At 66.8% G+C, this 24,195-nt stretch carries 15 protein-coding genes; 10 read left to right on the top strand and 5 right to left on the bottom strand.

The window, feature by feature from the left end:
* The first annotated feature begins 37 nt into the window (after positions 1 to 37).
* From ACRQ5J_RS04390 to ACRQ5J_RS04370, 5 genes are all read left to right on the top strand, one after another.
* Positions 38 to 958, top strand: a complete 921-nt coding sequence (locus ACRQ5J_RS04390; RefSeq protein ID WP_432381325.1) for a LysR substrate-binding domain-containing protein — start codon at positions 38 to 40, stop codon at positions 956 to 958.
* Positions 959 to 1,035: 77 nt separating this feature from the next.
* Complete coding sequence (locus ACRQ5J_RS04385) at positions 1,036 to 2,109, top strand: PQQ-dependent sugar dehydrogenase (RefSeq protein WP_432381323.1); 1,074 nt, start codon at positions 1,036 to 1,038, stop codon at positions 2,107 to 2,109.
* Positions 2,110 to 2,335: 226 nt separating this feature from the next.
* On the top strand, positions 2,336 to 3,841 hold the full coding sequence (locus tag ACRQ5J_RS04380) for a DUF3369 domain-containing protein (RefSeq protein WP_432381321.1): 1,506 nt from the start codon (positions 2,336 to 2,338) through the stop codon (positions 3,839 to 3,841).
* Between the two features lie 191 nt (positions 3,842 to 4,032).
* Positions 4,033 to 6,483 carry a TonB-dependent receptor plug domain-containing protein gene (locus ACRQ5J_RS04375; protein ID WP_432381319.1) on the top strand — a complete coding sequence of 817 codons (2,451 nt, stop codon included), beginning with the start codon at positions 4,033 to 4,035 and terminating at the stop codon, positions 6,481 to 6,483.
* An 8-nt stretch (positions 6,484 to 6,491) separates the two neighbouring features.
* Positions 6,492 to 7,397: an SAM hydrolase/SAM-dependent halogenase family protein gene (locus ACRQ5J_RS04370; protein ID WP_432381317.1), complete on the top strand. Its 906-nt coding sequence runs from the start codon at positions 6,492 to 6,494 to the stop codon at positions 7,395 to 7,397.
* 88 nt (positions 7,398 to 7,485) lie between these two features.
* On the opposite strand, the gene ACRQ5J_RS04365 is transcribed toward ACRQ5J_RS04370, so the two are convergent.
* Positions 7,486 to 8,076, bottom strand: coding sequence for a hypothetical protein (locus ACRQ5J_RS04365; RefSeq protein WP_432381316.1), 591 nt, complete (start codon positions 8,074 to 8,076; stop codon positions 7,486 to 7,488).
* A 166-nt stretch (positions 8,077 to 8,242) separates the two neighbouring features.
* Here ACRQ5J_RS04365 and ACRQ5J_RS04360 point away from each other — a divergent pair, with 166 nt between their 5' ends.
* A complete protein-coding gene (locus tag ACRQ5J_RS04360) occupies positions 8,243 to 9,031 on the top strand; it encodes an alpha/beta fold hydrolase (protein WP_432381314.1) in 789 nt (262 codons plus the stop codon).
* A 2-nt stretch (positions 9,032 to 9,033) separates the two neighbouring features.
* On the opposite strand, the gene ACRQ5J_RS04355 is transcribed toward ACRQ5J_RS04360, so the two are convergent.
* Positions 9,034 to 10,977 (bottom strand): GAF domain-containing protein, encoded by a 1,944-nt coding sequence (locus ACRQ5J_RS04355; protein ID WP_432381312.1) that lies wholly within the window; start codon positions 10,975 to 10,977, stop codon positions 9,034 to 9,036.
* A 79-nt stretch (positions 10,978 to 11,056) separates the two neighbouring features.
* Positions 11,057 to 11,548 carry a hypothetical protein gene (locus ACRQ5J_RS04350; RefSeq protein ID WP_432381310.1) on the bottom strand — a complete coding sequence of 164 codons (492 nt, stop codon included), beginning with the start codon at positions 11,546 to 11,548 and terminating at the stop codon, positions 11,057 to 11,059.
* A gap of 80 nt (positions 11,549 to 11,628) precedes the next feature.
* On the opposite strand from ACRQ5J_RS04350, the gene ACRQ5J_RS04345 reads away from it, so the two are divergent.
* Together ACRQ5J_RS04345 and ACRQ5J_RS04340 are read left to right on the top strand one after the other, a co-directional pair.
* Complete coding sequence (locus ACRQ5J_RS04345; protein ID WP_432381308.1) at positions 11,629 to 12,696, top strand: porin; 1,068 nt, start codon at positions 11,629 to 11,631, stop codon at positions 12,694 to 12,696.
* Positions 12,697 to 13,293: 597 nt separating this feature from the next.
* Positions 13,294 to 13,686 carry a hypothetical protein gene (locus ACRQ5J_RS04340; RefSeq protein ID WP_432381306.1) on the top strand — a complete coding sequence of 131 codons (393 nt, stop codon included), beginning with the start codon at positions 13,294 to 13,296 and terminating at the stop codon, positions 13,684 to 13,686.
* A gap of 3 nt (positions 13,687 to 13,689) precedes the next feature.
* On the opposite strand, the gene ACRQ5J_RS04335 is transcribed toward ACRQ5J_RS04340, so the two are convergent.
* Both ACRQ5J_RS04335 and queC read right to left on the bottom strand, forming a co-directional pair.
* A complete protein-coding gene (locus tag ACRQ5J_RS04335; protein WP_432381304.1) occupies positions 13,690 to 16,716 on the bottom strand; it encodes a sensor domain-containing diguanylate cyclase in 3,027 nt (1,008 codons plus the stop codon).
* A complete protein-coding gene (gene queC, locus ACRQ5J_RS04330) occupies positions 16,717 to 17,424 on the bottom strand; it encodes a 7-cyano-7-deazaguanine synthase QueC (RefSeq protein WP_432381302.1) in 708 nt (235 codons plus the stop codon).
* A gap of 190 nt (positions 17,425 to 17,614) precedes the next feature.
* Here queC and ACRQ5J_RS04325 point away from each other — a divergent pair, with 190 nt between their 5' ends.
* Positions 17,615 to 19,369, top strand: coding sequence for an autotransporter assembly complex protein TamA (locus ACRQ5J_RS04325; protein ID WP_432383582.1), 1,755 nt, complete (start codon positions 17,615 to 17,617; stop codon positions 19,367 to 19,369).
* A complete protein-coding gene (locus ACRQ5J_RS04320; RefSeq protein ID WP_432381300.1) occupies positions 19,369 to 24,081 on the top strand; it encodes a translocation/assembly module TamB domain-containing protein in 4,713 nt (1,570 codons plus the stop codon). The genes ACRQ5J_RS04325 and ACRQ5J_RS04320 overlap by 1 nt, the downstream gene beginning before the upstream one ends.
* Positions 24,082 to 24,195 lie beyond the last annotated feature (114 nt).

The raw sequence follows: 24,195 nt of genomic DNA, 5'->3' as shown, positions 1-24,195 counted from the left end.
GCATAATCCTCAAAATACTTTTGCACGAAACGGGAAAATGAAACTCGCACTGGATGAACTGACCGTGTTTCTGGCGGTCGTCGACAGCGGCTCGCTGACGGCCGCCGCCGAGCACCTGGGGCAGCCAGTCTCCACCGTCAGCCGCCTGCTGGCGCGGCTCGAAGACAAGCTGCATACCACGCTGCTGCGCCGCACCACGCGCCGCCTCGATCTCACCGAGGAAGGCCGCGACTTCGTGCAGGACGCGCGCACCGTCCTGGAGTCGGTGCGGGTGGCGGAAGACCGCGTGATGACGCGCCGCGGCCAGTTGTCCGGCCCGCTGCGGGTGGACGCGGTCACGCCCTTCATGCTGCACGTGCTGGTGCCGCTGATGCCGGGCTACCATGCGCTGCATCCGCAGGTGGAACTCACCCTCAGCAGCAACGAGGGCTATATCGACCTGCTGGAGCGGCGCGTCGACCTCGCCATCCGCATCGGCGAGCTGAAGGACTCGACACTGTACAGCCGCCTGCTCGGCCATTCGCGCGTGCGGCTGATGGCCAGCCCGGCCTACCTGAGCCGGCGCGGCGTGCCGCACCAGCTGGCCGACCTGGCGCGGCATGAACTGCTCGGCTTCAGCGAGCCGGAGATTCTCAACCTGTGGCCGCTGCGCCAGGCCGACGGCAAGCTGCTGCAAATCCGGCCAACGCTGCAGGCGTCCAGCGGCGAGACGCTGCGCCAGCTGGCGTTGCAGGGCATGGGCATCATCTGCACCTCCGACTTCATGTCCGCCGTCGATGTGGCGGAGGGCCGGCTGGTGCCGGTACTGCCGCAGCTGACCGAGGAACGGCTCAAGCCGGTGCACGCCGTGTACTACCAGCATTCGACCGTGTCGGCCAGGATCGCCTCGATGGTCGACTACCTGGCCGGGCTGATGCGCGCGCCGGAAACCGCCTGGCCGATGCTGGCCGCGCGCTGAAGCGCCGCCCCCTACCGTGCGGCGCGGCGCCGCCATGCGGCCGATAATGGGCTGACACAGCGTCAGGGAGAACTACCATGTTGAAAGAAATGTGCGCCGCGCTGGCGGCTTTCAGCATCGCCGGTTGCGGCGGCGGCTCGGGCGGCGGCGACGGCACGGCCACGCTGCCGCCGCCACCGACCACGCCGCCGCCAACCACGCCGGCGGGCCCGACCTCGCTGGCCACCGGCCTGCAGATTCCGTGGTCGGTGGCGTTTTACGGCGGCACGCCGCTGGTGAGCGAGCGCGGCACGGCGCGCATCCGCGCCGTCGGCAGCGACGGCGCGCTGACCACCATCGCCACCATTGCCGGCGTCAGCGGCAGCGGCGAAGGCGGCCTGCTCGGCATCGCCGTGCGCGACAACTTCCTGTACGCCTACTTCAGCGCCGGCGCCGAGAACCGCATCGAACGCTATCCGCTGACCGGCAGCGGCACGGCCACCCGCATCGGCGCGGCGCAGCGCCTGCTGGGCGGCATTCCGTCCGGCAGCAACCACAATGGCGGGCGCATCGCCTTCGGCCCCGACGGCATGCTGTACGCGGCCACCGGCGACGCCGGCGCCACCAGCCGCTCGCAAGACCTGGCCTCGCTCGGCGGCAAAATCCTGCGCCTGACGCCCGATGGCCGCGTGCCGGCCGACAATCCCTTCAGCGGCTCCTACGTCTACAGCTATGGCCACCGCAATGTGCAGGGCCTGGCCTGGGCGGCCGACGGCGCCATGTACGCGTCCGAGTTCGGCCAGAACACCTGGGACGAGCTGAACCAGATCAAGGCCGGCGCCAACTACGGCTGGCCCGACGTCGAGGGCAAGGCCGGCAACAGCAAATACACCGATCCGCTACAGCAATGGCCGACCTCGGACGCCAGCCCGAGCGCGATCGCCGTCAGCGGCGCCAATATCTACATCGCCAACCTGCGCGGCGAGCGGCTGCGCAAGGTGCCGCTGGTGGCCACCGGCACCTCAAGCGAGTTCTACGTGCGCGAATACGGCCGCCTGCGCGATGTCGTGGTCGCCCCCGACGGCCGGCTGTACCTGCTGACCAATAACACCGACGGCCGCGGCACACCGAAAACCGGCGACGACCGCCTCCTCAGCGTGGCGGCGCCGTGAGCAAATGAGCGCCGAGTTATTCGCCACGGCCGTCGCGAATTTACAAAAATCTTTGTTTTAAGATAGCAATATTGCCAAAAACGAAGTATTGTTGTGTGAGCATTTCACCGCGCGGCTTGCAAGTGTTGTGTAGGGCAACAGGAATTTTTATTGCCTGTTGTTAATGGCTGTGGGTAAGACTACAATCAGGTGTCATTCAGCTGAAATAACTGCGGAAATTGTTCATATGTCTTTTTTGTCTTCTGCCTCGCCCAAGTTAGCGCCGTGGAAAGTCCTGTTGGTCGACGACGAACCGGATATTCATGACATCACCAAACTGACGTTGAGCCGTTTCCGCCTCGACGGCCGCGCCCTCAGCTTCGTCCACGCCTACAGCGGCGCCGAAGCCAAGGAAGTGCTGGCGCGCGAGCAGGACATCGCGCTGGTGTTCCTCGACGTGGTGATGGAAAAGGAGGACAGCGGCCTGGAAGTGGCGCGCTGGATGCGCGAAGACCTGGACAACCAGTTCACCCGCATCGTGCTGCGCACCGGCCAGCCCGGCCAGGCGCCGGAAGAGCGCGTGATCGTCAACTACGACATCAACGATTACAAAGAGAAGACCGAACTCGACCGCACCAAGCTGTTCACCACCACCTTCGCCGCGCTGCGCGCCTACCGCGACATCATGAAGGTGGAGGAAGCGCACCGCGCCCAGATCAACTACCGCGAAGGCCTGGAGCGCGTGATTGCCGCCTCCTCGCACATTTTCCGCCAGCGCAACCTGAAGGACTTCGCCAACGGCCTGCTGCAACAGGTGGTGGCGCTGCTGCGCCTGGAACACAGCATGCTGCTGCGCCTGCGCGGCGCCACCGCCATCAGCGGCGAGAACGATTACGAAATCCTGGCCAAGATCGGCGACGAGGACGGCACGCTGCTGTCCACCGAGGTGCTGGCGCAGATCGACGCCGCCAAGAGCAACAAGATTTCGCGCGTCGAAGGCGATACCTACATCGGCTACTTCCCCAACGCCAGCGGCAAGGCGTCGCTGCTGGTGCTCAAGGGCGTCGAAGAAATTTCGGAAATCGACACCAAGCTGCTGGAGGTGTTCTGCTCCGGCGTCGCCATCGCCTTCGACAACATCCTGCTGAACCAGGAAATCACCGACACCCAGGCCGAGCTGATCATGCGCCTCGGCGACGTGGTCGAGTCGCGCTCGAACGAAGCCGGCAACCACGTGCGCCGCATGGCCGAGGTGTGCCATCTGCTGGCGCAGGAAGCCGGCCTGCCGGAAGACGAAGTGGCGGTGCTGCACCACGCGGCGCCGATGCATGACATCGGCAAGATCGCCACGCCGGACGCGGTGCTGCTCAAGCCGGGCAAGCTCGACGCGGCCGAGTGGGAAATCATGAAGCAGCACCCGGCGGTCGGCCTGTCGATCCTGGACGGCTCGCAACGCCCGATCCTGAAGGCGGCCGCCGTCATCGCCCACCAGCACCACGAGAAGTACGACGGCAGCGGCTATCCGCAGGGCCTGAAGGGCGAGAATATCCACCTGTACGCGCGCATCGTCGCCGTGGCCGATGTGTTCGACGCGCTGATGCACAAGCGCTGCTACAAGGAGGCGTGGCCGATCGAAAAGGTGATCGAACACCTGCGCGAGGTGTCCGGCCACCACCTCGATCCGCTGTATGTCGATCTGCTGATCAAGAATATTGATAAGGCGCTGGCGATCAACGAGCGTCTGCCAGACTAAGCCCCCCGCCCCCGCCGTCATTCCCGCGCAGGCGGGAATCCATGGAGCGCCGGCGGAGCCAATGCAGCATGGGTCCCCGCCTGCGCGGGGACGACGGGGTGCATAAGCATATTAGCAATTGTTCGTAGGAACTAGATTTCCTTGCTCGTAAGATCGTGGTCTGCCTCCTCAGACCACGCAAGGAAACCACGATGCACAAACACCTGCTCCCGCCCCTGCTGGCACTGGCCGCGCTGCCAGCCGCCCTCGCCCAGGCCCAAGACACGCCAACCAGCGGCGACGCGGCCGCCGCCATCGACCAGGTCACGGTGGTCGGCTCGCGCGCGCGCAACCGCACCGTATTCGACTCCGCCGTGCCGATCGACCGCTTCGGCGCGCGCGAGGTCGAGAACGCGCTGTCCAGCGGTGAAGTGGGCGCGGCCCTGCAAGCGCTGGCGCCGTCGATCAACTTCCCGCGCATCGAATCGAGCGGCGCCGCCGACTCCGTGCGCGGGGTGCAATTGCGCGGCCTGGCGCCGGACCAGGTGCTGGTGCTGATCAACGGCAAGCGCCGCCACGCCAGCGCCGTGCTCGACACCGAAAGCAGCTTCGCCGGCACGGTGCCGGTCGACGTCAACGCGATTCCGCCGGGCGCCATCGACCACATCGAAATCCTGCGCGACGGCGCCGGCGCGCAATACGGCAGCGACGCGGTGGCCGGCGTCATCAACATCGTGCTCAAGCAGCAGCGCACCGGCGGCTCGGCCTCGGTCAGCTATGGCGCCAACCACACCGACTTCAAGCCGACCAACGATAGCAAGACCGACGGCCAGACCAAGATCGTCAACGCCGACTACGGCGTGCCGCTGGGCGACGCCGGCTTCCTGCGCTTCGGCGCCGAAAGCCGCAGCCGCAACCCGACCCAGCGCGCCGGCTACAGCGACGCCGGCTGGACCTCGTGGAACTACACGCCGGCCGATCAGGCGCTGGACGGCAAGGTGGTGTTCAAATCCGGCGACTCGTCATCGCACAACAACTACGCCTTCTACAACGCGCTGCTGCCACTGGGCGACGGCATCGACGCCTACTCCTTCGCCACCGCCAACCAGCGCAAGTCGGACGGCAGCGCCTACTTCCGCTATCCGGGCGACCCGTCGAACGTGGAGTCGGTGTACCCGAACGGCTACCGCCCGGTCACGCACGGCGATTCCACCGACCTCAGCATCGTGGCCGGCGTGCGCGTCGCCAGCGGCGGCTGGCACTGGGACCTGAGCGCGCGCCACGGCGGCAACAAGTTCGACTACGATGTCAGCAACTCGCTGAACGCCTCGCTGGGCGCGCAAAGCCCGACCAGCTTCCACCTGGCCTCGTTCGACTACCGGCAGAACGCCGTCAATGCCGACCTCACGCGCGAGCTGAACCTCGGCGTGCCGGTCAACCTGGCGATCGGCGCCGAGTACGTGCGCGAGACCTACACCAGCTCGCCGGGCGACGCCGCCTCCTACGCCGCAGGCCCCATCACCGACGCGCCGCCGGGCGCGCAAGCCGGTCCCGGCCTGCGGCCGCAGGATGCGTTCGACGGCAGCCGCCATATCAAGTCGGTCTACGCCGACATCGAAAGCGACATCAGCCAGCAGCTGCTGGTCGGCGCCGCCGCGCGCTACTCGGACTACAGCGATTTCGGCAGCGCCAGCACCGGCAAGCTGTCGGCGCGCTACAAGTTCACCGAGCAGTTCCTGCTGCGCGGCTCGCTGTCGAACAGTTTCCGCGCGCCGGCGCTGGTGCAGACCGGCTTCCGCTTCTCCACGCTCAACTTCAACAGCGACGGCAGCGGCTTGCAGACCGCCTCGCTGCTGCCGGCCAGCGATGCGCTGGCGCGCGCGTTCGGCGCGCAGGACCTGAAGCCGGAAAAATCCACCAACCTGTCGCTGGGGCTGGCGTGGAAGCCGGCCCGCAACACCAGCGTCACGCTGGACGGCTACCGCATCAGGATCAAGGACCGCATCACCCGCACCAGCGACCTGCAAAGCGATGCCGCCACCGCCTACCTGGCCGGCATCGGCCGCAGCGACATCCAGTCGGTGGCCTACCTGGCCAACCTGCTCGACACCACCACCACCGGCCTCGACGCGGTGCTGAACCACGACCTGTCCGCCGCCGGCGGCAAGCTGAACCTGAGCGCCGCACTCAACCTGAACAAGACGCGCATCGACGCCGTGCACCAAAGCTCGGCCGCGCTGGCGCGGATCGACCCGGCGCTGACGGTGCTGACCGACACCAGCCTGTTCCGCATCCGCAACGCCTCGCCGAAGAACAAGCTGGTGCTCGGCGCCGACTGGCAGGCGGCGCAATGGGGCCTGCTGGCGCGCGCCACGCGCTTCGGCCCGCTGAAGGATTTCTCGTATGACGAGGATGCCGAAGTCATCGACGGCGTCCACGCCCAGCGTTTCGGCGCCGTGTGGACGCTGGACCTGGAGGCGCAGTACAAGCCGACCCGGCAGCTGACGCTGTCGCTGGGCGCCGACAACATCCTCGACCGCTACCCGCAGCGCGTGCGCGAAACCAACAACGCCACCTACGGCGGCGCCCTGCCCTACAACTTCATCAATCCCATCGGCGTGAACGGCGCATACTTCTATGCCCGCGCCCGCTACACCTTCTGAAGGACACCATGAAAAAACTGTTGATCGCCCTCAGCCTGAGCGCCGCCCTGGCCGCGCCGGCCTTCGCCGCTAAAAATGCGCTGGTGCTGCAAACCGACTTCGGCACCTCGGACGGCGCCGTCTCGGCCATGCGCGGCGTCGCCTACGGCGTGGACGCCGGCCTGACCGTGGCCGACCTGACCCACAACATTCCCGACTACGATATCTGGGTCGGCGGCTACCGCCTGTTCCAGACGGCGAACTACTGGCCGCAAGGCACGGTGTTTGTGTCGGTGATCGATCCGGGTGTGGGCACCACGCGCAAGTCGGTGGTGCTGAAGACCAAGGCCGGCCGCTACTTCGTCGGCCCGGACAACGGCCAGTTCACGCTGATCGCCGAACGCGACGGCGTGGCCGAGCTGCGCGAGATCGACGAGTCGCGCAACCGCCTGGCCGGCTCGGGCGAATCGTATACCTTCCATGGCCGCGATGTGTACGCTTATGTCGGCGCCCGCCTGGCTTCCGGCGCCATCACCTACGAGCAGGTGGGCCCGGTGTTGCCGAGCGAGTCGGTGATTAAGATTGATTACCAGAAGGCCGCGCTCGGCGACGGCAAGCTGCGTGGCATCATTCCTGTGCTGGACAGCAAATACGGCAACGTCTGGACCAATATTCCCAAGTCGCTGTTCGAGCAGCTGGGGGTGAAGGAGCACGACCTGGTGCAGGTGCGCTTTTTCCATAACAAGAAGCTGGTGAATACCGTGGTGGCGCCGTTTGAGCACACTTTTGGCGGCGTGGCCAAGGGTAAGCCGGTGGTGTATCTGAATAGTCTGCTGGATGTGGCGGTTGCGCTCAACCAGGGCAACTACGCGGCCAAAAACAAGATCGAATCGGGCGTGGATTGGGAGGTGGAAGTCAGCAAGGCCTGCAAGTGATCCGTCATTCCCGCGCAGGCGGGAATCCATAGACAGCGTGCAGCATACTCAGCATGGATTCCCGCCTACGCGGGAATGACGGGGGTGGTCAGCGGCGGGCTTCGACTTCCTGCTTTTTGACCATATGCTCAACCGTCGCACGCAGCGACTTGAGCGCGCGGGTGACCAGCTCCAGCTCTTTCTCGTCTTGCGCGCGCTGGGTGTCGACGCGCGGCACCGGCAGTTGCACACCGGCCGCCTCGGCATCCGCCGACGCCTGCTGCTCGGCATAGGCATTACGCCCTTCCGCATACTCGTCGGCCGTCTCGCTCTCGGCGGGCGGCGCCTCGGTCCCGGCCGGCACATCGGTGGCGGCGCTGGTGACATCCGGCAGCCCGGTTTCAGTCGACGCCTTCAGCACGCCGGCCGCCTGCTTCAGCTGGCTGGCAAGATGTTTTAATTGTTGCAACACCGCCTTGGCGTCCTTGCCGCCGAACAGCATCAGCATCTTGCGCAGCGCTTCGATTTCCTTCTTGATTTCCTCGACACGCTGGCGCGCCTGGGCTTTCTGATCCTGGTCGACGCGGGTCGACAGGCGGTCGATCACCTCGGCGTTTTTCCGGGCGGTTTCCATCTGCTTTTGCAACAGCTCCATGTAAGCATCGGTGCTGGCGGAGAAATTGGTCGATACGGAGAGCATGGTCTAGTCTCGCAAAAAAAGCTTCGTCTACCGATACAGGCGACGGATGCTGCTGTTTTGTTAAACAGCAGGCCGCCTCTGCCAAAAGTCGAGGCTGGCCTTAGGAGGGGTAAAAACCGCGGCCGCCATTGCTAGTATCGGCATTCTCTACCTGAAAGGATTTGCCATGAAAACCTCTGTTGCCCGTTTCAGCCTCAGCGCCGCCCTGCTCGCCGGCGCGCTGGCCGCCCCTGCCGCCTTCGCCGCCGCCAAGCCCACCGTGGTGCTGGTGCACGGCGCCTTCGCCGACTCGTCCAGCTGGGACGGCGTGATTGCCAAACTGGAAAAAGACGGCTACACCGTCATCGGCGCCGCCAATCCCCTGCGCAGCGTCAAGAGCGACGCCGCCTCGGTGGCCTCGGTGGTGAAAAGCGTCAGCGGGCCGGTGGTGCTGGTCGGCCACTCGTACGGCGGCTCGGTGATCAGCGCCGCCGCCACCGGCGCCGGCAACGTCAAGGCGCTGGTCTACGTGGCCGCGTTCGCGCCGGACAGCGGCGAAACGGCGGTTGGCCTGTCGGGCAAGTTCCCGGGCAGCACGCTGGGCCCGGCGCTGGCGCCACCGGTGGCGCTGGCCGACGGCGGCAAAGATCTTTACATCCAGCAGGGCAAATTTCACAATCAGTTCGCTGCCGACGTGCCGGAAGCCAAGGCGCGCCTGATGGCGGCCGGCCAGCGCCCGATCACCGACGCGGCGCTGAACGAAGCGTCGCCGGCGCCGGCGTGGAAAACCATCCCGTCGTGGTTCATCTATGGCAAGGCTGACAAGAATATCCCGGCCGCCTCGCAGGACTTCATGGCCAAGCGCGCCAATGCCAAGAAAACCGTGGTCATCGACGGCGCTTCGCACGTGGTGATGACCTCGCATCCGGCCGAGGTGGCGACGCTGATCGAAGAAGCGGCCGCCACCGTCAAATAAACCTATTTGCGCTTGATCTTGGGAAAGCGCAGTTTGTAGTGCAAGCCCATGCCCGGCGCGCTGACCACCTTGACGGTGCCGCCCAGCGCGCCCGTCACCAGGTTGTACAGGATGTGCGCGCCGAGGCCGCTGCCGCCGGAGCCGCGCTTGGTGGTGAAGAACGGGTCGAACAGCTGCGCCAGCGTGGCGCTGTCCATGCCGACGCCGTCGTCGCTGTAGTCGAACTCGACGTAGTCGCCCTCGACCTTGCCGGTGATCTTGATCTTGCCGTTCTGGCCTTCCTCGAAACCGTGCACCAGCGAATTGACCACCATATTGGTGACGATCTGCGAAATCGCGCCGGGGAAGCTGGCCATGTTGATATGCTCGTCGCAATCGATCTCGATCTGGATCGGCTTGCCCTTGAGCTTGGGCTGTAGCGACAGCAGCACCTCGTCCAGATACTTGCGCAGGTTGAAGCTGCGGATATCGTCGGACGACTGATCGACCGCCACCTGCTTGAAGCTGCGCACCAGCGCGGCCGCGCGCTGGGTGTTGGTGGTCATGATCTTGAGCGACTGGTCGATGATGTCGAAGAACTGGTTCAGGCCGTCCTCATCGAGGGCGCCGTTGGCCAGGTCTTCGCGGGTCAGCTTCAGCTCCTCCACCAGATGGCTGGTGGCGGTGACGCAAATGCCCAGCGGCGTGTTGATCTCGTGCGCCACGCCGGCCACCAGCCGCCCCAGCGAGGCCAGCTTCTCCTGCCGCACCAGCTCGCCCTGCGCATCTTTCAGCGAGGTCAGCGCGCTCTCCAGCGCGGCGTTCTGCTGCTCCAGCGTTTCCTTGGCCTGGCGGATCTGGCGGTCGGCCTGCATGCGGGCGATCGCCACCGCCACGTGGCTGGCCATGAAGGCCAGGATATCCAGGTCGGCCTGGGTGTAGTGCACCGTGTCGTCGTAGCTTTGCACGATGATGACGCCGTAGGCATGGTCGCCCAGCAGCATCGGCGCGCCCATCCAACTGCAAATCTCGACATTGCCCAGCGGGTGCGCCATCTCGCCGCTGTCGACCAGCGCCTGGAAGCCGGCGCGGTCCAGCAGCATCGCCTGCTTGCGTTGCAGGATGTACGAGGACATGCCGATGCCGTAGTCGAAACGCTTGACCGGCACCAGCTCGTCCTTCTCGTCGACGAAATACGGGATGCTGATTTCCTGCGTGTCCGGGTGGTACAGCGCCATCAGGAAATTCTTGGCCGGCACCAGCTCGCTGATGATCTGGTGCAGCCGCATATTCAGGCGGCTGCCGCCGGTGGCGGTGGCCGACAGGTTGGCCAGCTCGTACAGCGCGCGCTGGATGTTTTCCGCGCGCCGGCGCTCGGCCACCTCGTGCTGCAATTGCGCCGTGCGCTCGTGCACGGCGCGTTCCAGCCGGTCGACGCTCTGCAAGCCCTGCAAGGCGCTCGACACGTGGTTGGCGATCAGCTTGAACAGCGCCTGGTCTTCCTCGCTGAACGTGTGCTCCTTGTCGTAGCTCTGGATCACCACCGCGCCCAGCACCTGGTGGTTCTGGTCCAGCAGCGGGCAACCCATCCAGTGCTCGGCGATGGTGCCGATGCCGAAGCCGGCGTTGTCCTCGCGCTTGGAGACGTGCTCGGCGGCGGTCATGACGATCGCCTCGCGCGCCCGGATCACCGCCTCGGTCGGCGACTCGCCCGGCACCAGCTCGAACAGCTCCTCGCGGCTCGGCGGCTCGTCCACCTCATCGACGAAGTAGACGAAGCGCACCAGGTTGGCCGGGCCGTCCTGGTTGCTCAGCGCAACGAAGAAATTGGCCGCGTACATGATGCGGCCCAGCGCCGCATGCACGGCCTGCAGGAACTCGCTGATATCGGTACAGCTGCTGGATTTCTGCCCGATTTCGAGCAGCACGGTTTGAACGGCTTCCAGCCGGGAGAGACGACTTTCCATCGGTTTTCCTATGTTTTATTGCCACGAAACATGCGCACAGGAAATACTAGCACTCCGGCGGGAAACCGCCCATAGCATTTCACGGCTTTTTGTAGCCGTTGTCGATCCAGCTGGAGGCGCTGGTGACGCTCAGCTTGAACGTCGGGGCGACGCGGACGCTGGCCAGCTCCTCGCCGTACTGGTCGAACGCGGTCAGCGTGGCGTAGGGATCGTCCTCGTCGGGCGTGATGTCCAGGCAGACTTTGACCGGGCCGTCGTCGGTGCCGACGCTGACGTTCTTGTGCAGCTGGGCGTGCAGCTGCTGCTCGTGGCGGCGGATCACCTCGTTGGCGGTCTTGACCAGCGTGTTGAAGGCGTTGACGTCCAGCGGCTTGGGATTCTTCTTGTCGCGGCCCATGGTCCACGGCCCGACCAGCGCCGGCTCCGGCTCGCCGTCCTTGATCATCGCCACGGCCCAGCCGTCGTCGTCCTCGTTTTTGATCACGCGCGCGGTCCAGCCGTTGCCCTGCCACAGGCGATCCTCTTGCACCAATGCATCGCCGTCATCTGCATCGTGGTAGTCGTTACTCATACTTATGGTCGTGTCGAAAGAAAGATGGGGATGGAATAATAAGCGGCTCGCACCGTAACAACAATAGGAACCCGGCAACCATGCGCAAGATTCTCCCCGTCCTCCTCGCCGTCGCCTGCAGCGGCGCCTACGCCCAAAGCAATGTCCAGATCTACGGCCGCCTGAATGTGGGCCTGGAAAGCCTGCAAAACGACGGCGCCCGCGTCTCGCGGCTGAGCAATAATCGCTCGGTGCTGGGTTTTAACGGCAGCGAAGACCTGGGCGGCGGCACCCGGATCATTTTCCAGATCGAAGGCACGCTGTCGCCCGACACCGGCGCCGGCAGCCCTGCCGCGCGCGACACCCGCCTCGGCATCCAGGGCCAGGCCGGCACGCTGTTCGCCGGCAACTGGGTCACGCCGTACAACGGCGCCACCTCCGGCCTCGACCCTTACTACCCGACCACCGCCGGCTACATGAGCATCATGGGCAACGGCGCCGGCGCCACCGTCAACAACACCAGCGACACGGCGTCGTTCGACCGCCGCCAGCAAAACAGCGTGCACTACTGGACGCCGGTATGGAACGGCCTGCAACTGCGCGTGGCGCAGGGCCTGAGCGAGGAACGCCCGGCCGGCGGCGCCAAGCCGTCGCTGACCTCGGCCGCGCTGATCTACGAGCAAGGCCCGTGGTACGCCACCGCCGCTTACGAGCGTCACCATGCATACCAGGGCGCGGGGCTGAACGACAGCGCCGCCAAGCTGGGCGCCGGCTACCGCTTCGGCGACACGCGCGTGGCGCTGGTGGCAGAGAAGCTGCGCTACGAAACCGCCGCCGGCACGCTGGAGCGCAACGACACCTATGTCTCGGTCACGCACCAGGTCGGCCGGGGTGCATTCAAGCTGGGCATCGGCCACGCCGGCGACGGCAGCGGCAGCGCGCCGGCCGGCACCACCATCGGCCACGCCCGCAAAGGCGACGACACCGGCGCCACCCACATCACCGCCGGCTACGACTACAACCTGTCCAAGCGCAGCACGGTGTACGCCTACTACAGCTACCTCAACAACGAGCGCAACGGCGTGGCCGACTTCGCGATCAATAGCCTCGGCGCCGAGCCGGGCGCCACGCTCAAGGGCCTGGTGCTGGGCCTGCGCCACAACTTCTAACCCGCCGTCGTTCCGCATCGGCGGACCGCCGCGCAGGCGGGAACCCATGGAGCGCGTAAAATGCACGCTCAGCATGGATTCCCGCCTGCGCGGGAATGACGACGCGGGAGGCTACCAATGCCGCAATCTAGCAAGTCACGCAAGGCACCCGCTCGGTGATCGGCGGCTTCGGTGGCGTAATACGCGGATCAATGGCCGGTTCCGGCCGCTGGTAGCTGAATGGCGTGATGATGATAGGCGGTATCGCGGGCGGCGCCGACGGCGGACCTTTCTGGCCTCCGCCGGACAGCCGCCTGGCAGCTGCGCTGGCGCCTTGTACATTGACGTACCGAAGGAATCGATTGCCCTTCGCTCATTGCTAGCCAAGCCATGTTCATACCCTCCATGTGCAATGTTGGGAACTGAGATTATCAGTTTAGACCACCATATCTTTAAATCAAGGTCGAATCGGCCCCGCCCGACGGCTCGTCGCCGCTGACGTGCGTTCCATCCCGCAAATTTGCCGGTCTGTCGCAATCCGATGGCCGCTGCGCGCCGGCCTCGGTACAGTTCAACCATGCCAAACGGCATGCCAACATCAACAACCGGGGTAACGCCATGAACACCAAAGCCAAAAAACTGATCTTCGCCGCCTTGATTTTCCTGCTGGCGGTTGCCGCGTGCCAATCGATGTTTGGCGACGGCATGCACTTCAACATCGACGGCGATGACATCGATGGCCCGCTGGGCGCGCTGCTGGCAATGGTGTTCGGCGGCGCCGGCATGCTGCTGGCCGGCGTGATCATGGTCTGCGTGGCGCTCTTCCTGTGCGTGCTGTTCGCCAGCCTCGGCATCCTCGCCGTGTTCGGCGTGGCGCTGGCGGCGGTGGTCGCGGTGGCGGCGGTGTCGCCCCTGCTGCTGCCGTTGCTGATCCCAATCGGCCTGTACTGGTTGTTCGTCAGCCGCCCGCGCAAGCACCGCCGCGTCGCTACCATCGAACAAGCTGTGTAAGTTTCAACCGGAAGCGGCCGGGACCTGATGCCCCGGCCGATCCGCCTCTACCGGCGCGCCATCCAGTTCCACCCGGTTGCGCCCACCCCGCTTGGCGCGGTACAAGGCCTGATCGGCGCGGCTCAGCGCCGGATCGCCAGCGGCGCACTTGCCATCCATCGCCGCCACGCCTATGCTGACCGAGATGTGCAGCGTGACGCCACCTTCCAGCAGCATCGGCGCCTGCTCCACCCGCTGGCGCAGGCGTTCGGCGAACACCGCCGCCGCCGCCAGCGTGGTGCCAGGCAGCAGCAGCGCGAATTCCTCGCCGCCGATGCGGCCCGGCATATCGATCTTGCGCTGGCTGTCGCGCATCAGCTGCGCCAGCTGGCGCAGCACGGCGTCGCCGCCGGCGTGGCCGTGTTCATCGTTGATGCGCTTGAAGTGGTCGATGTCCAGCAGCAGCACCGCCGCATACGCGCTTATATCGCGCTGCAGGCGGCCCTCCTCTTCCTCCAGGCGGCCCATGAACTCGCGCCGGTTCGGCAGGCCGGTGAGGAAGTCGGTGGTGGCCAGCACGCGCAGCTCATCGTCCATGCGGCGCCGTTCGGTGATGTCGAGCGTGGAGACGATGACGAAGTCGAGGCTGTGCGTGTGGCCCGGCATCACCAGCAGCGTCAGCTGGTTCAGCCGCGCCACGCCGTCGAGTCGCTCGAAGCTGCCCTCGCCGGCGAAGAAATGTTCGCCGCGCGCCAGCGCGCTGAGCGCGCGCGCAAAATTCGGCATGGCGGCGGCGTCGAAGTTTTGCGCCAGCGTCAGCTGGCCGACATCCTTGTCGCCCGCAGGCGCCGCCACCTGTTTCAGCGCGGCGGCGTTAACGTCCACCACGCGCACCAGCGACGCCAGCCGCCGCAGCTGGCTCGGATTGGCTTCGAGATAGGCGGCCAGGTCGTCGATGCCGGACAGCTCCAGTTCCGCCAGCGCGCCGCGCACCGCCGACCAGTCCTGCTCCCACAACGCCACCGGCGCGTGGTCGTACAGGCTGCGGAAGCGCGCCTCGCCGGCGCGCAACGCCACGGCGGCCTGCGCCTGCTCGATGGCGATGCCGGCCAGCCGCGCGCCCTGTTCGATCAGCGCGATGTTCGCCAGCGTCGGCAGGCGCGCCTCGCGATGGTAGATGGCGAACGTGCCCAGCACCGCGCCGCTGGTGCTGATGATCGGGTCCGACCAGCACGAGCCGAGGCGCGCCTGCAAGGCCAGGTCGCGGAACTCGGCCCATGACGGCGCGCTGCGGATGTCCTCGACGATCACGCGGCTGCGCGTCAGCACCGCCTGGCCGCAGGCGCCGACGCCGGCGCCGACCGACATGCCGTTGACCGCCGCGTTGTAGAACGCCGGCAGGCTGGGCGCCGCGCCAAGCAGCAGGTGCTCGCCGCTGTCGTCCAGCAGCAGGATGCTGCACAACATGTCTTCGTGGTCGGCCTCCACGCCCAGCACCACGCTTTCCAGGATGGTTTGCAGCGGCGCGCCGGTGGCCAGCAGTTCCAGCACGTGGCGGCGCGTCTGCTCGCGCTGCTCGATCTGGCGCCGCTCGGTGATGTCGCGGAAGGACCAGATGCGCGCCGGCTCGCTGCCCAGCAGCAGGCCGCGCGTGTGCGTCTCGATCATGCGGCCGTCCTTCAGGTGCAGCACCTCCGCATGTTCCTCGGCGGCGCCGGCGCCGTCGAGCCGCAGGCCGCATTCGGGATGGCGCAGCTGCGCGCACATGTGGTTCATCAGCACCGCGCCGTCGCCTTGCCAGTCCAGCTGTTCCGGCACATTCCACAATTCGCGGAAGCGCCGGTTGGAGTTGAGCACCGCGCCCTCCAGGTTGTCGACCAGGATGCCGTCGAGCGTGGAGTCGAGAATGCTGCGCAACATGGCCTGGCTGCGCTGCGCGCTGTCGGCCAGCACCATCAGCGCCTGCTGGCCCTCCTTCAGCTCCGCCGCCAGCGCGCGGCTGTGCTGCAAGCCTTGGCGCGCCTGCAGGCGGCCGCGCGCCAGCAGCCAGGTAAGCCACGCCAGCATCACGCTGAACCCCGCGCCGGCAATGGCGATCTGCTGCGCTTTGTCGCCGCGCGCCGGCGCCGCGCCGGGCAGCATCGAGATGCGCAGCGTCCAGCGATGGTTGGCGATGCTGATCTGCTGGCGCGTGCTGCGCAGCCGCTCGCCGGCGTCCGGCACGCTGTCGTACATCAGCGCCTGCGGCTCGACCACGCCGTCGTCGTAGATCTCCACGTCCAGCGCGGCGGCGCGCGGGCCGCCCAGTCCCGCCATCAGGTCGCCGGTGCGGAACGGCGCGTACACCCAGCCGCGGATGGCGGCGCGGCGCTGCGCCAGCGTTGCCGTCGGCCAGCCATGGCGGTACAGCGGCAGCACCATCAGGAAGCCCGCCTGCGCCGGCTCGGTCACTTCCTGCGCCAGGCGGATTTTGGCGCTCATCGCCGGCTGGCCGGAGTCGCGCGCCTGCTCCAGCGCGGCGCGGCGGCGCGGCTCGGACGCCGTGTCGTAGCCGAAGGCGCGGCGGTTGTTGTCGTTGAACGGTTCGAGATAGACGATGGGCGCATACCATGCGCGCTCGCCGTCGGGCCGGATGTGGTAATCCGGATAGCCCTGGTGGCGCACCACGCCCTGGTGCACCGCGCGCTGCGACGGCGTCACCAGTTCGATGTAGCCGACGCCGTGCACGCCGGGGAAGTGGCGGTCCAGGTCCTGCCCGGTGAGATAGGTGCGGAACTCCTCGCGCTCGACCTGCTGCGAGCTGGCGAACAATCCCTGCACGCCGTACAGCACCTGTTCGTAGGTCTGCATGCGCTGATCGAGATTGTTCACCAGCTCGCGCACGCGGCCTTCGAAATCGGCCTGCGCATCGTGCTCGGCGTCGAGGCTGGCGCCGTGCCACAACACGGCGGTCACGCCCAGGCAGCCACTCAGCACCAGTAGCGGCAGGATGCCCGGCGAGAGCAGATCCTGCAGCAGGCGGCGCAGCCGTGGCCGGGCGTGGTCGGGCATTTACACCTCGGTACCCACGTACTGGTGGTAGCCGCGCGCGCGCAGGGCGCAGGCCGGGCAGGTGCCGCAGCCATAGCCCCAGTCGTGCAGCGCACCGCGCTCGCCCAGGTAGCAGGTGTGGGTGCCGCTGCGGATCAGGTCCACCAGCGCCTGGCCGCCCAGCTCCTCGGCCAGCTCCCAGGTCTGCTTTTTATCGCGCCACATCAGCGGCGTTTCCAGCTTCATGCGGGTGTCCATGCCGAGATTGAGCGCCACCTGCAGCGCCTTCATGGTGTCGTCGCGGCAGTCCGGGTAGCCGGAGAAGTCGGTTTCGCACATGCCGCCCACCAGCACCGTCAGGCCGCGGCGGTAGGCCACGGTGGCGGCCACCGTCATGAACAGCAGGTTGCGGCCGGGGACAAAGGTGTTCGGCAGGCCGTTGGCCTGGGTTTCAATCGCGATGTCATGGGTCATTGCCGTTTGCGAGATGGCCGAGATCAGCGACAGGTCGATCATGTGATCCTCGCCCAGCCGGGCGTTCCATTCGGCCGAATGGGCGCGCAGGCTGTGCAGCAGCTGCGGACGCACCGTCAGCTCGACCGCGTGGCGCTGGCCGTAGTCGAAACCAATGGTTTCAACGCGTGCATAATTTTTCAGCGCCCAGGCGAGGCAGGTGGTGGAGTCCTGGCCTCCGCTAAACAGGACCAGGGCGGTATCGGTAGGCAGCATAATTCTTTCCAGATGAAGCAATATTATTGGTACGCCATCTTTGCAGGCAATCCGGTAACATGCGGTTTAGCGTCAACCTATATGGAGTCTCATGTTACCGGCATCGCCAGCAAAAAAACTGACAGGATCACGAATTTTGGCACAAGTTGTGGCAAAAGGGTCCGCCGGTCTCATTACGGCCGCGCTGACCATGGCGGCGCAGGCGGCGGACGGCCTGAAATACGAGGTGCGCATCGACGCTCCCGGCGACGTGCGCGAGCTGTTGCAGGCAAACCTGGACCTGGTGCGCTATCGCGGCAACGACCGCATCGACCGCCAGCAGCTGTTCCGCATGGTGCGGGCGGCGCCGGAGCAGATCCGCACGCTGGTAGCGACTGATGGTTATTATTCGCCCGAGGTCAGCGCCACGCTGGACCGCGAGGCGGCCACGCCGGTGGTGCAGGTCAAGGTGGCGCCGGGCGAGCCGGTGCGCGTCGGCGAGCTGGATCTGGTTCTGCAAGGCTTCGCGCCCAATCCCGAACAGCCGGCCGACAAGCAGTTCGACGTCAACACGCTGAAAACCAGCTGGCCGCTGAAGCAGGGCGAGGTATTCCGCCAGAGCGAATGGGAGGCCGCCAAGCGTTCGATCCTGCGCTCGGTGGTGCAGACGCGCTACCCGCGCGCGCAACTGGTGGAGAGCCAGGCCACCGTCGATCCGGAACAGCACCTGGCCAACCTGAAGGTGGTGATCGATAGCGGCCCGGAGATGCGCTTCGGCGAATTGCGCATCGAGGGCCTGAAGCGCTACCCCGCCTCGGTGGTCAGCAACCTGAATCAGATCCATCCCGGCGACTACTACAGCGAGGCGGCCTTGCAGTCGTACCAGTCGCGCCTGCAGGACACCGGCTACTTCGCCAGCGTGGAAGTGAGCGCCGACACCAGCGCCATTCTCAGCGAGCAGCTGGACGCCGCCGCCATGACGCCCGAGCAAAACGCCGCCGCGACGATGGCGCCGCTGCCGCTGCTGGTGCGGGTGGTGGAGAACAAGCGCAAGAACGTCAGCGCCGGCGTCGGTTATTCCACCAATACCGGCAACCGCGCGTCGCTGACGTATGACGACCTGTCGGTGTTCGGCCTGCGCATGAAGAGCGCGCTGACGCTGGAGACCAAGAAGCAGACCGCCACCAGCAATTTCTACTTCCCGGTGACGCCGGAGGGCTACAACGACAGCATCGGCGCGTCGTTCGAGCGCAGCGACATTTCGGGCGAGGTGACCAGCGTGACCAGCGTGGCGGCCAAGCGCGCATGGGGCACGCCGCTACAGGAGCGCAACCTGACGCTGGAGCTGCTGACCGAGAGTAAAACCATCGGCGGCATCCCGTCGAGCCGCAGCACCAGCCTGCCGCTGACGTATGGCGTCACCTGGCGCAAGCTCGATAACCTGCTGTTCCCGACCAAGGGCTATGCGCTGAACGCGCAGGTCGGCGGCGCGCTGCTGCCGGTGCTGACCGATGAAAAATTCATCCGCGGCTATACGCGCGGCGTGGCCTACCTGCCGCTGGGCGTGAAGTCCAACGCCATCTTCCGCGCCGAACTTGGCGCGCTGGCGTCGGGCAGCAAGAACGGCGTGCCGGCGGTCTACCTGTTCCGCGCCGGCGGCGACCAGTCGGTGCGCGGCTACGGCTACCAGGAGCTGGGCGTGCCGCTGGACGGCGCCATCACCGGCGGCCGCTATGTGGCCACCGCCAGCGCCGAATACCAGTACTGGTTCAAGCCGCAGTATGGCGCGGCGGTGTTCTACGACGCCGGTAACGCCGGCGATACGATCAGCGCCTTGCATCCGAAGTCGGGTTATGGCGTCGGCGGGCGCTGGAAGAGTCCTGTGGGGCCGATCAATGTCGACGTGGCGTATGGCCACGCGGTGCGTAAATATCGTTTGCATTTCTCGCTGGGATTCACTTTCTGATGGCTGATCAACACGACACTCCTCCTCAAGACACCGCCGTTGTACCGCGCCGGCGCTGGCCGCGCCGCGTGGCGATCGGCTTCGGCGTGCTGGTGCTGCTGCTGGCCGCCGCTTTCTGGCTGCTGGGCCGGGAGTCGACCTTGCAGCAGCTGGTGGCGCGCCTGTCGGCCGCCAGCGGCGGGCAGATTACCGTGTCCGGCGTGAGCGGCTCGCTGTATCACCGCATGCATATCGATAAGCTGGTGTACCGCTCGAAGGGCAGCGTGGTGACAGCGGAGCAGATCGATATTAATTGGTCGCCGTTGCAGTATTTTTCTGAAGGGCTGACCATCAGCGAGCTGCATGCGCGCAGCCTGGTGGTGCAGAGTTTCGGGCCGTCGGAGCCGGCCACCATGCCGGCGTCGCTGGCTTCGCCGGTCAAGTTGAGTATTTCCGACGGGCGGCTCGATAAGCTGACTTTGACCAGCGAGGCTGGCAGCGACGTGATCGAGCGCCTGCGGTTCAAACTGGATGCGGACCGCAAGGAGTGGCGCTTGCAGGATGCGTCGGCGCATACCGCGTTCGGCGATATCAAGGCCGATGCCACCATCGCCGGCAGCAAGCCGTTCGCGCTGAACGGCAAGGCGACGCTGGCGTATGGCGGCCCCTCCGCCGCTGCCGGTGCGGCGCCGGGCACACCGGCCGACGCGCGCGGCGCTGTCGCGGCGCGCGCGCCTGGCGGCACGACGGCAGCCGGCGCGGGGACGGCGCGGGATGGCGGCACGCCAGGTGCTGCGAAGTCGGCGGCTGGCGCTACGGCGAGTGCTGCGAAGGCGGCGGCTGGCGTGACGCCGGGCGTGGCGGGCGGCGCGCGCCTGGCGGTGCAGGTTGGCGGCGATCTGTCGCTGCTGTCGCTGAAACTGCAAGGCGCGGCGAATGGCGCGAGTGGCGAGGCGGCGCTGTCGCTGGCGCCGTTCGACAAGATCATCCTGCGCGCCATCGACCTGACCGGCCGCGATCTCGATCCCGCCGGCTTCGACGCTACCCTGCCGGAAGCGAAATTCAGCCTCAAGCTCACCGCCGCCATCGCACCGGACCAGAAACTGTCCGGCCAGTTCGCCCTGCTCAACCAGGGCAAGGCCGCGCCGCTGGACCAGAACGGCCTGCCGCTGCAAGCCTTCAGCGGGCGCCTGGACGGCACCCTCACCTCCTCGGTGCTGGACAATGTGCTGCTGGACCTCGGCGGCGCCGGCAAGTTCACCGGCGGCGGCAAGGTAGACCGCAGCGGCCCGGAAGCCGGCATCGACGCCGCCCAGTTCAAGCTGCACACCGACCGCTTCGACCTCAAGGACATCCACACCAGCATCAACAAAACGGCGATCGCCGGCGACATCACCGCCACCAGCACCGCGACCAAACAAACCCTGGCCGCCGCGCTGGTGGACAAGGCCTTGCGCCTCGACCTGCAAGCCACGCTGGCGGACGCCCGCCTGCAACTGCACCAGCTGCGACTGCAAGCGAAGAAAGGCACCATCAGCGCCACCGGCCAGGCCAGCCTGAAAGACCAGCAGGAATTCAGCGCCAGGCTGACCGCGGACCATTTCGATCCTTCCGCGCTGAGCCCCGGCTATCCGATCGCCGACCTGAATGCGGACGTCAACGCCAAGGGCGCACTGGCGCCGGGCTGGCAAGTGGCGGCTGACTTCAACCTCAAAGCCAGCAAGTTGATGGGCCAGGCGCTGACTGGCAATGGCAAGCTGAATGCCGACGCCAGGCATATCAGCGGCGTGGACGCGCGCCTCTCGCTGGCGCAGAACACCGCTGACGTCAGCGGCAGTTTCGGCGCGCCGGGCGAGCAGCTGAAATGGAAGATCGATGCGCGCCAGCTGGCCGCCATCAACAGCGATTTGCTGGGCGCGATCGCCGCCAGCGGCGTGGTCACCGGCACCATGGAGGCGCCGCGCAGCAGCTTCCAGGCCGACGCGCGCGGCCTCGCCTTCGCCTCGGCCAAGCGTCCGGCCGATAGCCTGATCCACGCCAGCGGCGATGTCGCCATGGTCAAGGGCACGCCAGAGCTGAAAATGAACGGCAGTATCCAGCGTCTGAATCCGGCCAGCTTCGGCGCGGCGCAAGGCGGCTCGATCAACGCCGCCTTCAGCGGCGAGGCGCAACTGGCCGCGAACTGGCGCGCTGGCGTCAACCTTACTTTGCAGCCGTCGACGTTTGCCAATGCGCCGTTGTCGGGCCATGCGAAGCTGACGGCGTCCAGGGGCGCGATCAGCAATGCCGACATCGACTTGCATCTGGCCTCCAACAGCCTGCTGGCTAAAGGCAGCTTTGGCAGCGCGGCCGACAAGCTGGAATGGCGTCTCGACGCGCCGCAGCTTGGCGCGCTGGGACCGCAGTTCGGCGGTGCGCTGCGCGCCAGCGGCACGGCGTCAGGCACCAGCGCCCGTCCGGCCATCGCGCTCACGCTCGACGGCAGCAACCTGCGCGCTCCCGGCCAGCAGCAGGTCGGCACAATCCGCGGCAGCGCCACGTTCGGCAACACGATCGCCATGGCCAGCGGCTCGACGCTCGGCGCCGGGTCGGCGGCCAGCCCGCAGCCGGGCGCCGTCGGTGCGGCGGCGGGACAGCGCGGCAACGCCGCGCGCACTCTGGCGCGGGGCGGTGCGGCGGAGGCGATGGCCGACGTGCCGCTGGTGAGCGACATCGAGATCACGCGCTACGTGTCGCCCGCCATCACCATCGACAAGGTGCGGCTGCAAACCAGCGGTACGCGCTCGGCGCACGTGATCCAGCTGAGCGCCGCCAATCCCGACTTCGACGCCGCGCTGCGCGTTAAAGGCAGTTGGGCCAACGACACCTGGACCGGCGCCATCGACACCCTGCAAAACAAGGGCCGCTTCGCCCTCACGCTGGCCGCGCCGGCGCCGCTGAAACTGGCCGCGCCGGCCGACACCGGCGTCGCCGGGCTGCTCAAGCCCGAGCAGATCGCGCTCGGCAGCACCGTCATCAACCTGCGCGCCGGCAGCATCCGCATCGACAACCTCGAAAAGAATGGCGCCACCTGGCGCAGCAGCGGCCGCGCCGCCGGCGTGCCGGTCAACTACCTGGCGCAACTGTCCGACGCCTGGCGTGACAACGTACGCAGCAACATGACCATCGGCGCCGAATGGGGCATCAACCTGCAAGCGGCCACGCGCTCGCTGGCCGGCATGGTCCATGTCTACCGCGAACAGGGCGACCTGACCATCACCGGCGCCGACCTGCCGCAGCCGCTCGGCCTGCGCACGCTGGACGCCCGCGCCGACGTCAGTGACGGCACGCTGCGCGTCCAGCTCAACGTCGACGGCACCCGCGCCGGCCAGGCCAGGCTCGATGGCAGCGCGCAGCTACGCGACGGCCGCCTGGCCGACGACAGCCCGTTCACCCTCACCGGCAGCGCCAATATGGGTTCGCTGGCCTGGCTGGCGCCGCTGGCCGGCCAGCCAGGCCTGGAAATCGACGGCGCCTTCAAGATGGACGTGCAAGGCAGCGGCACCATCGCCGCACCGCAACTGAGCGGCGACATCACCGGCGACAAGCTGGTGGTCAACTGGGTCGACCAGGGCATCAGGTTGCGCAACGGCCAATTGCAGGCGCGCCTCAGCGGCGACCAGCTGCAACTGCAAAAACTGTCCTTCGACGGCAACCAGGGCCGCGCCCAGGCCGATGGCTGGATACGCTACGCCGCCAACGAGGCGACCATGCAGCTCAAGCTCACCGCCGACAAACTGGAAGTGCTGTCGCGTCCCGACCGCATCCTCACCATCAGCGGCACCACCAGCCTGGTACGCGACGCCAAGCATTTCCAGCTCGACGGCAAGGTGCGCGCCGACCGCGCCAGCATCGAACTGGCCGGCGCCGACACGCCGACGCTCAGCGACGACGTGGTCATCGTCGGCAAGTCCACGCCGCAGGCCAAGGCGCCGCAAGGCCTGCCGCTGAACATCGACCTCGAAGCGGACCTCGGCAACGACTTCACGCTGAAGGGCAAAGGGCTGGATGCGCAACTGGCAGGCTCGCTGCGCATCCGCGTGGCCGACCGCAGGCCGCCGCGCGTCAACGGCAGCATCCGCGTGGTCAGCGGCACCTATGCGGCATATGGCCAGAAGCTGGCGATCGATCGCGGCGTGATCAACTTCACCGGCGCCTACGACAATCCGGGCCTGAACATCTTGGCGGTGCGCCGCCGCCCGGAAGGCGAGGCGCTGAGCGAAACCAATGTGGAAGCCGGCGTCGAAGTACGCGGCACGGCGCTGGCGCCACAGGCCAAGCTGGTGTCCACGCCAACCGTGTCGGACAGCGACAAGCTGGCGTGGCTGGTGCTAGGCCACGGCATCGACAACACGCAGGGCAACGACATGGCCCTGCTCAGCACCGCGGCCGGCGCATTGTTCGGCGGCGGCGGTGGCCAGGGCAAGCTGGCCAGCGCGCTGGGCGTCGATGAACTGGGCGTCGGCCAGGCCGCCGGCACCTCGACCGCCGGCGCCGCCACGGGCCTGCAGAACACCGTGGTCACGGTCGGCAAGCGCATCTCGTCGCGCGCCTACCTGAGCTTTGAACAGGGCGCGAGCAGCGCGACCAGCCTGGTGAAGCTGAAGTACAAGCTGAACCCGCGCATCACGCTGCAGTTCCAGACCGGCACCAACAACGCGCTGGACGTGCTCTACACCTGGGCCTTCGACTAGCGCGGATTGTGGTCCGGGACCGGGTCATCCTGCGGCACAGGATGAGGCACGTTCGGCGGCACGGGATCATCGGCCGGAATCGGGTCTGGGGCGCGGTGGAACAATTTCATGGCG

Origin of the sequence: Duganella sp. P38 (assembly GCF_050859475.1) — a bacterium.
Classification (GTDB): Bacteria; Pseudomonadota; Gammaproteobacteria; order Burkholderiales; family Burkholderiaceae_D; genus Rugamonas.
Note: the sequence above shows the minus strand (reverse complement) of the source record. Positions and strands in the feature narration are given on the sequence as shown.

Bases quoted from the DNA above. Each gene is read 5' to 3' on its own strand.
- ACRQ5J_RS04390 (WP_432381325.1), top strand. From the start codon at position 38: ATGAAACTCGCACTGGATGAACTGACCGTGTTTCTGGCGGTCGTCGAC.
- ACRQ5J_RS04385 (WP_432381323.1), top strand. From the start codon at position 1,036: ATGTTGAAAGAAATGTGCGCCGCGCTGGCGGCTTTCAGCATCGCCGGT.
- ACRQ5J_RS04380 (WP_432381321.1), top strand. From the start codon at position 2,336: ATGTCTTTTTTGTCTTCTGCCTCGCCCAAGTTAGCGCCGTGGAAAGTC.
- ACRQ5J_RS04375 (WP_432381319.1), top strand. From the start codon at position 4,033: ATGCACAAACACCTGCTCCCGCCCCTGCTGGCACTGGCCGCGCTGCCA.
- ACRQ5J_RS04370 (WP_432381317.1), top strand. From the start codon at position 6,492: ATGAAAAAACTGTTGATCGCCCTCAGCCTGAGCGCCGCCCTGGCCGCG.
- ACRQ5J_RS04365 (WP_432381316.1), bottom strand. From the start codon at position 8,076: ATGCTCTCCGTATCGACCAATTTCTCCGCCAGCACCGATGCTTACATG.
- ACRQ5J_RS04360 (WP_432381314.1), top strand. From the start codon at position 8,243: ATGAAAACCTCTGTTGCCCGTTTCAGCCTCAGCGCCGCCCTGCTCGCC.
- ACRQ5J_RS04355 (WP_432381312.1), bottom strand. From the start codon at position 10,977: ATGGAAAGTCGTCTCTCCCGGCTGGAAGCCGTTCAAACCGTGCTGCTC.
- ACRQ5J_RS04350 (WP_432381310.1), bottom strand. From the start codon at position 11,548: ATGAGTAACGACTACCACGATGCAGATGACGGCGATGCATTGGTGCAA.
- ACRQ5J_RS04345 (WP_432381308.1), top strand. From the start codon at position 11,629: ATGCGCAAGATTCTCCCCGTCCTCCTCGCCGTCGCCTGCAGCGGCGCC.
- ACRQ5J_RS04340 (WP_432381306.1), top strand. From the start codon at position 13,294: ATGAACACCAAAGCCAAAAAACTGATCTTCGCCGCCTTGATTTTCCTG.
- ACRQ5J_RS04335 (WP_432381304.1), bottom strand. From the start codon at position 16,716: ATGCCCGACCACGCCCGGCCACGGCTGCGCCGCCTGCTGCAGGATCTG.
- queC (WP_432381302.1), bottom strand. From the start codon at position 17,424: ATGCTGCCTACCGATACCGCCCTGGTCCTGTTTAGCGGAGGCCAGGAC.
- ACRQ5J_RS04325 (WP_432383582.1), top strand. From the start codon at position 17,615: ATGGCGGCGCAGGCGGCGGACGGCCTGAAATACGAGGTGCGCATCGAC.
- ACRQ5J_RS04320 (WP_432381300.1), top strand. From the start codon at position 19,369: ATGGCTGATCAACACGACACTCCTCCTCAAGACACCGCCGTTGTACCG.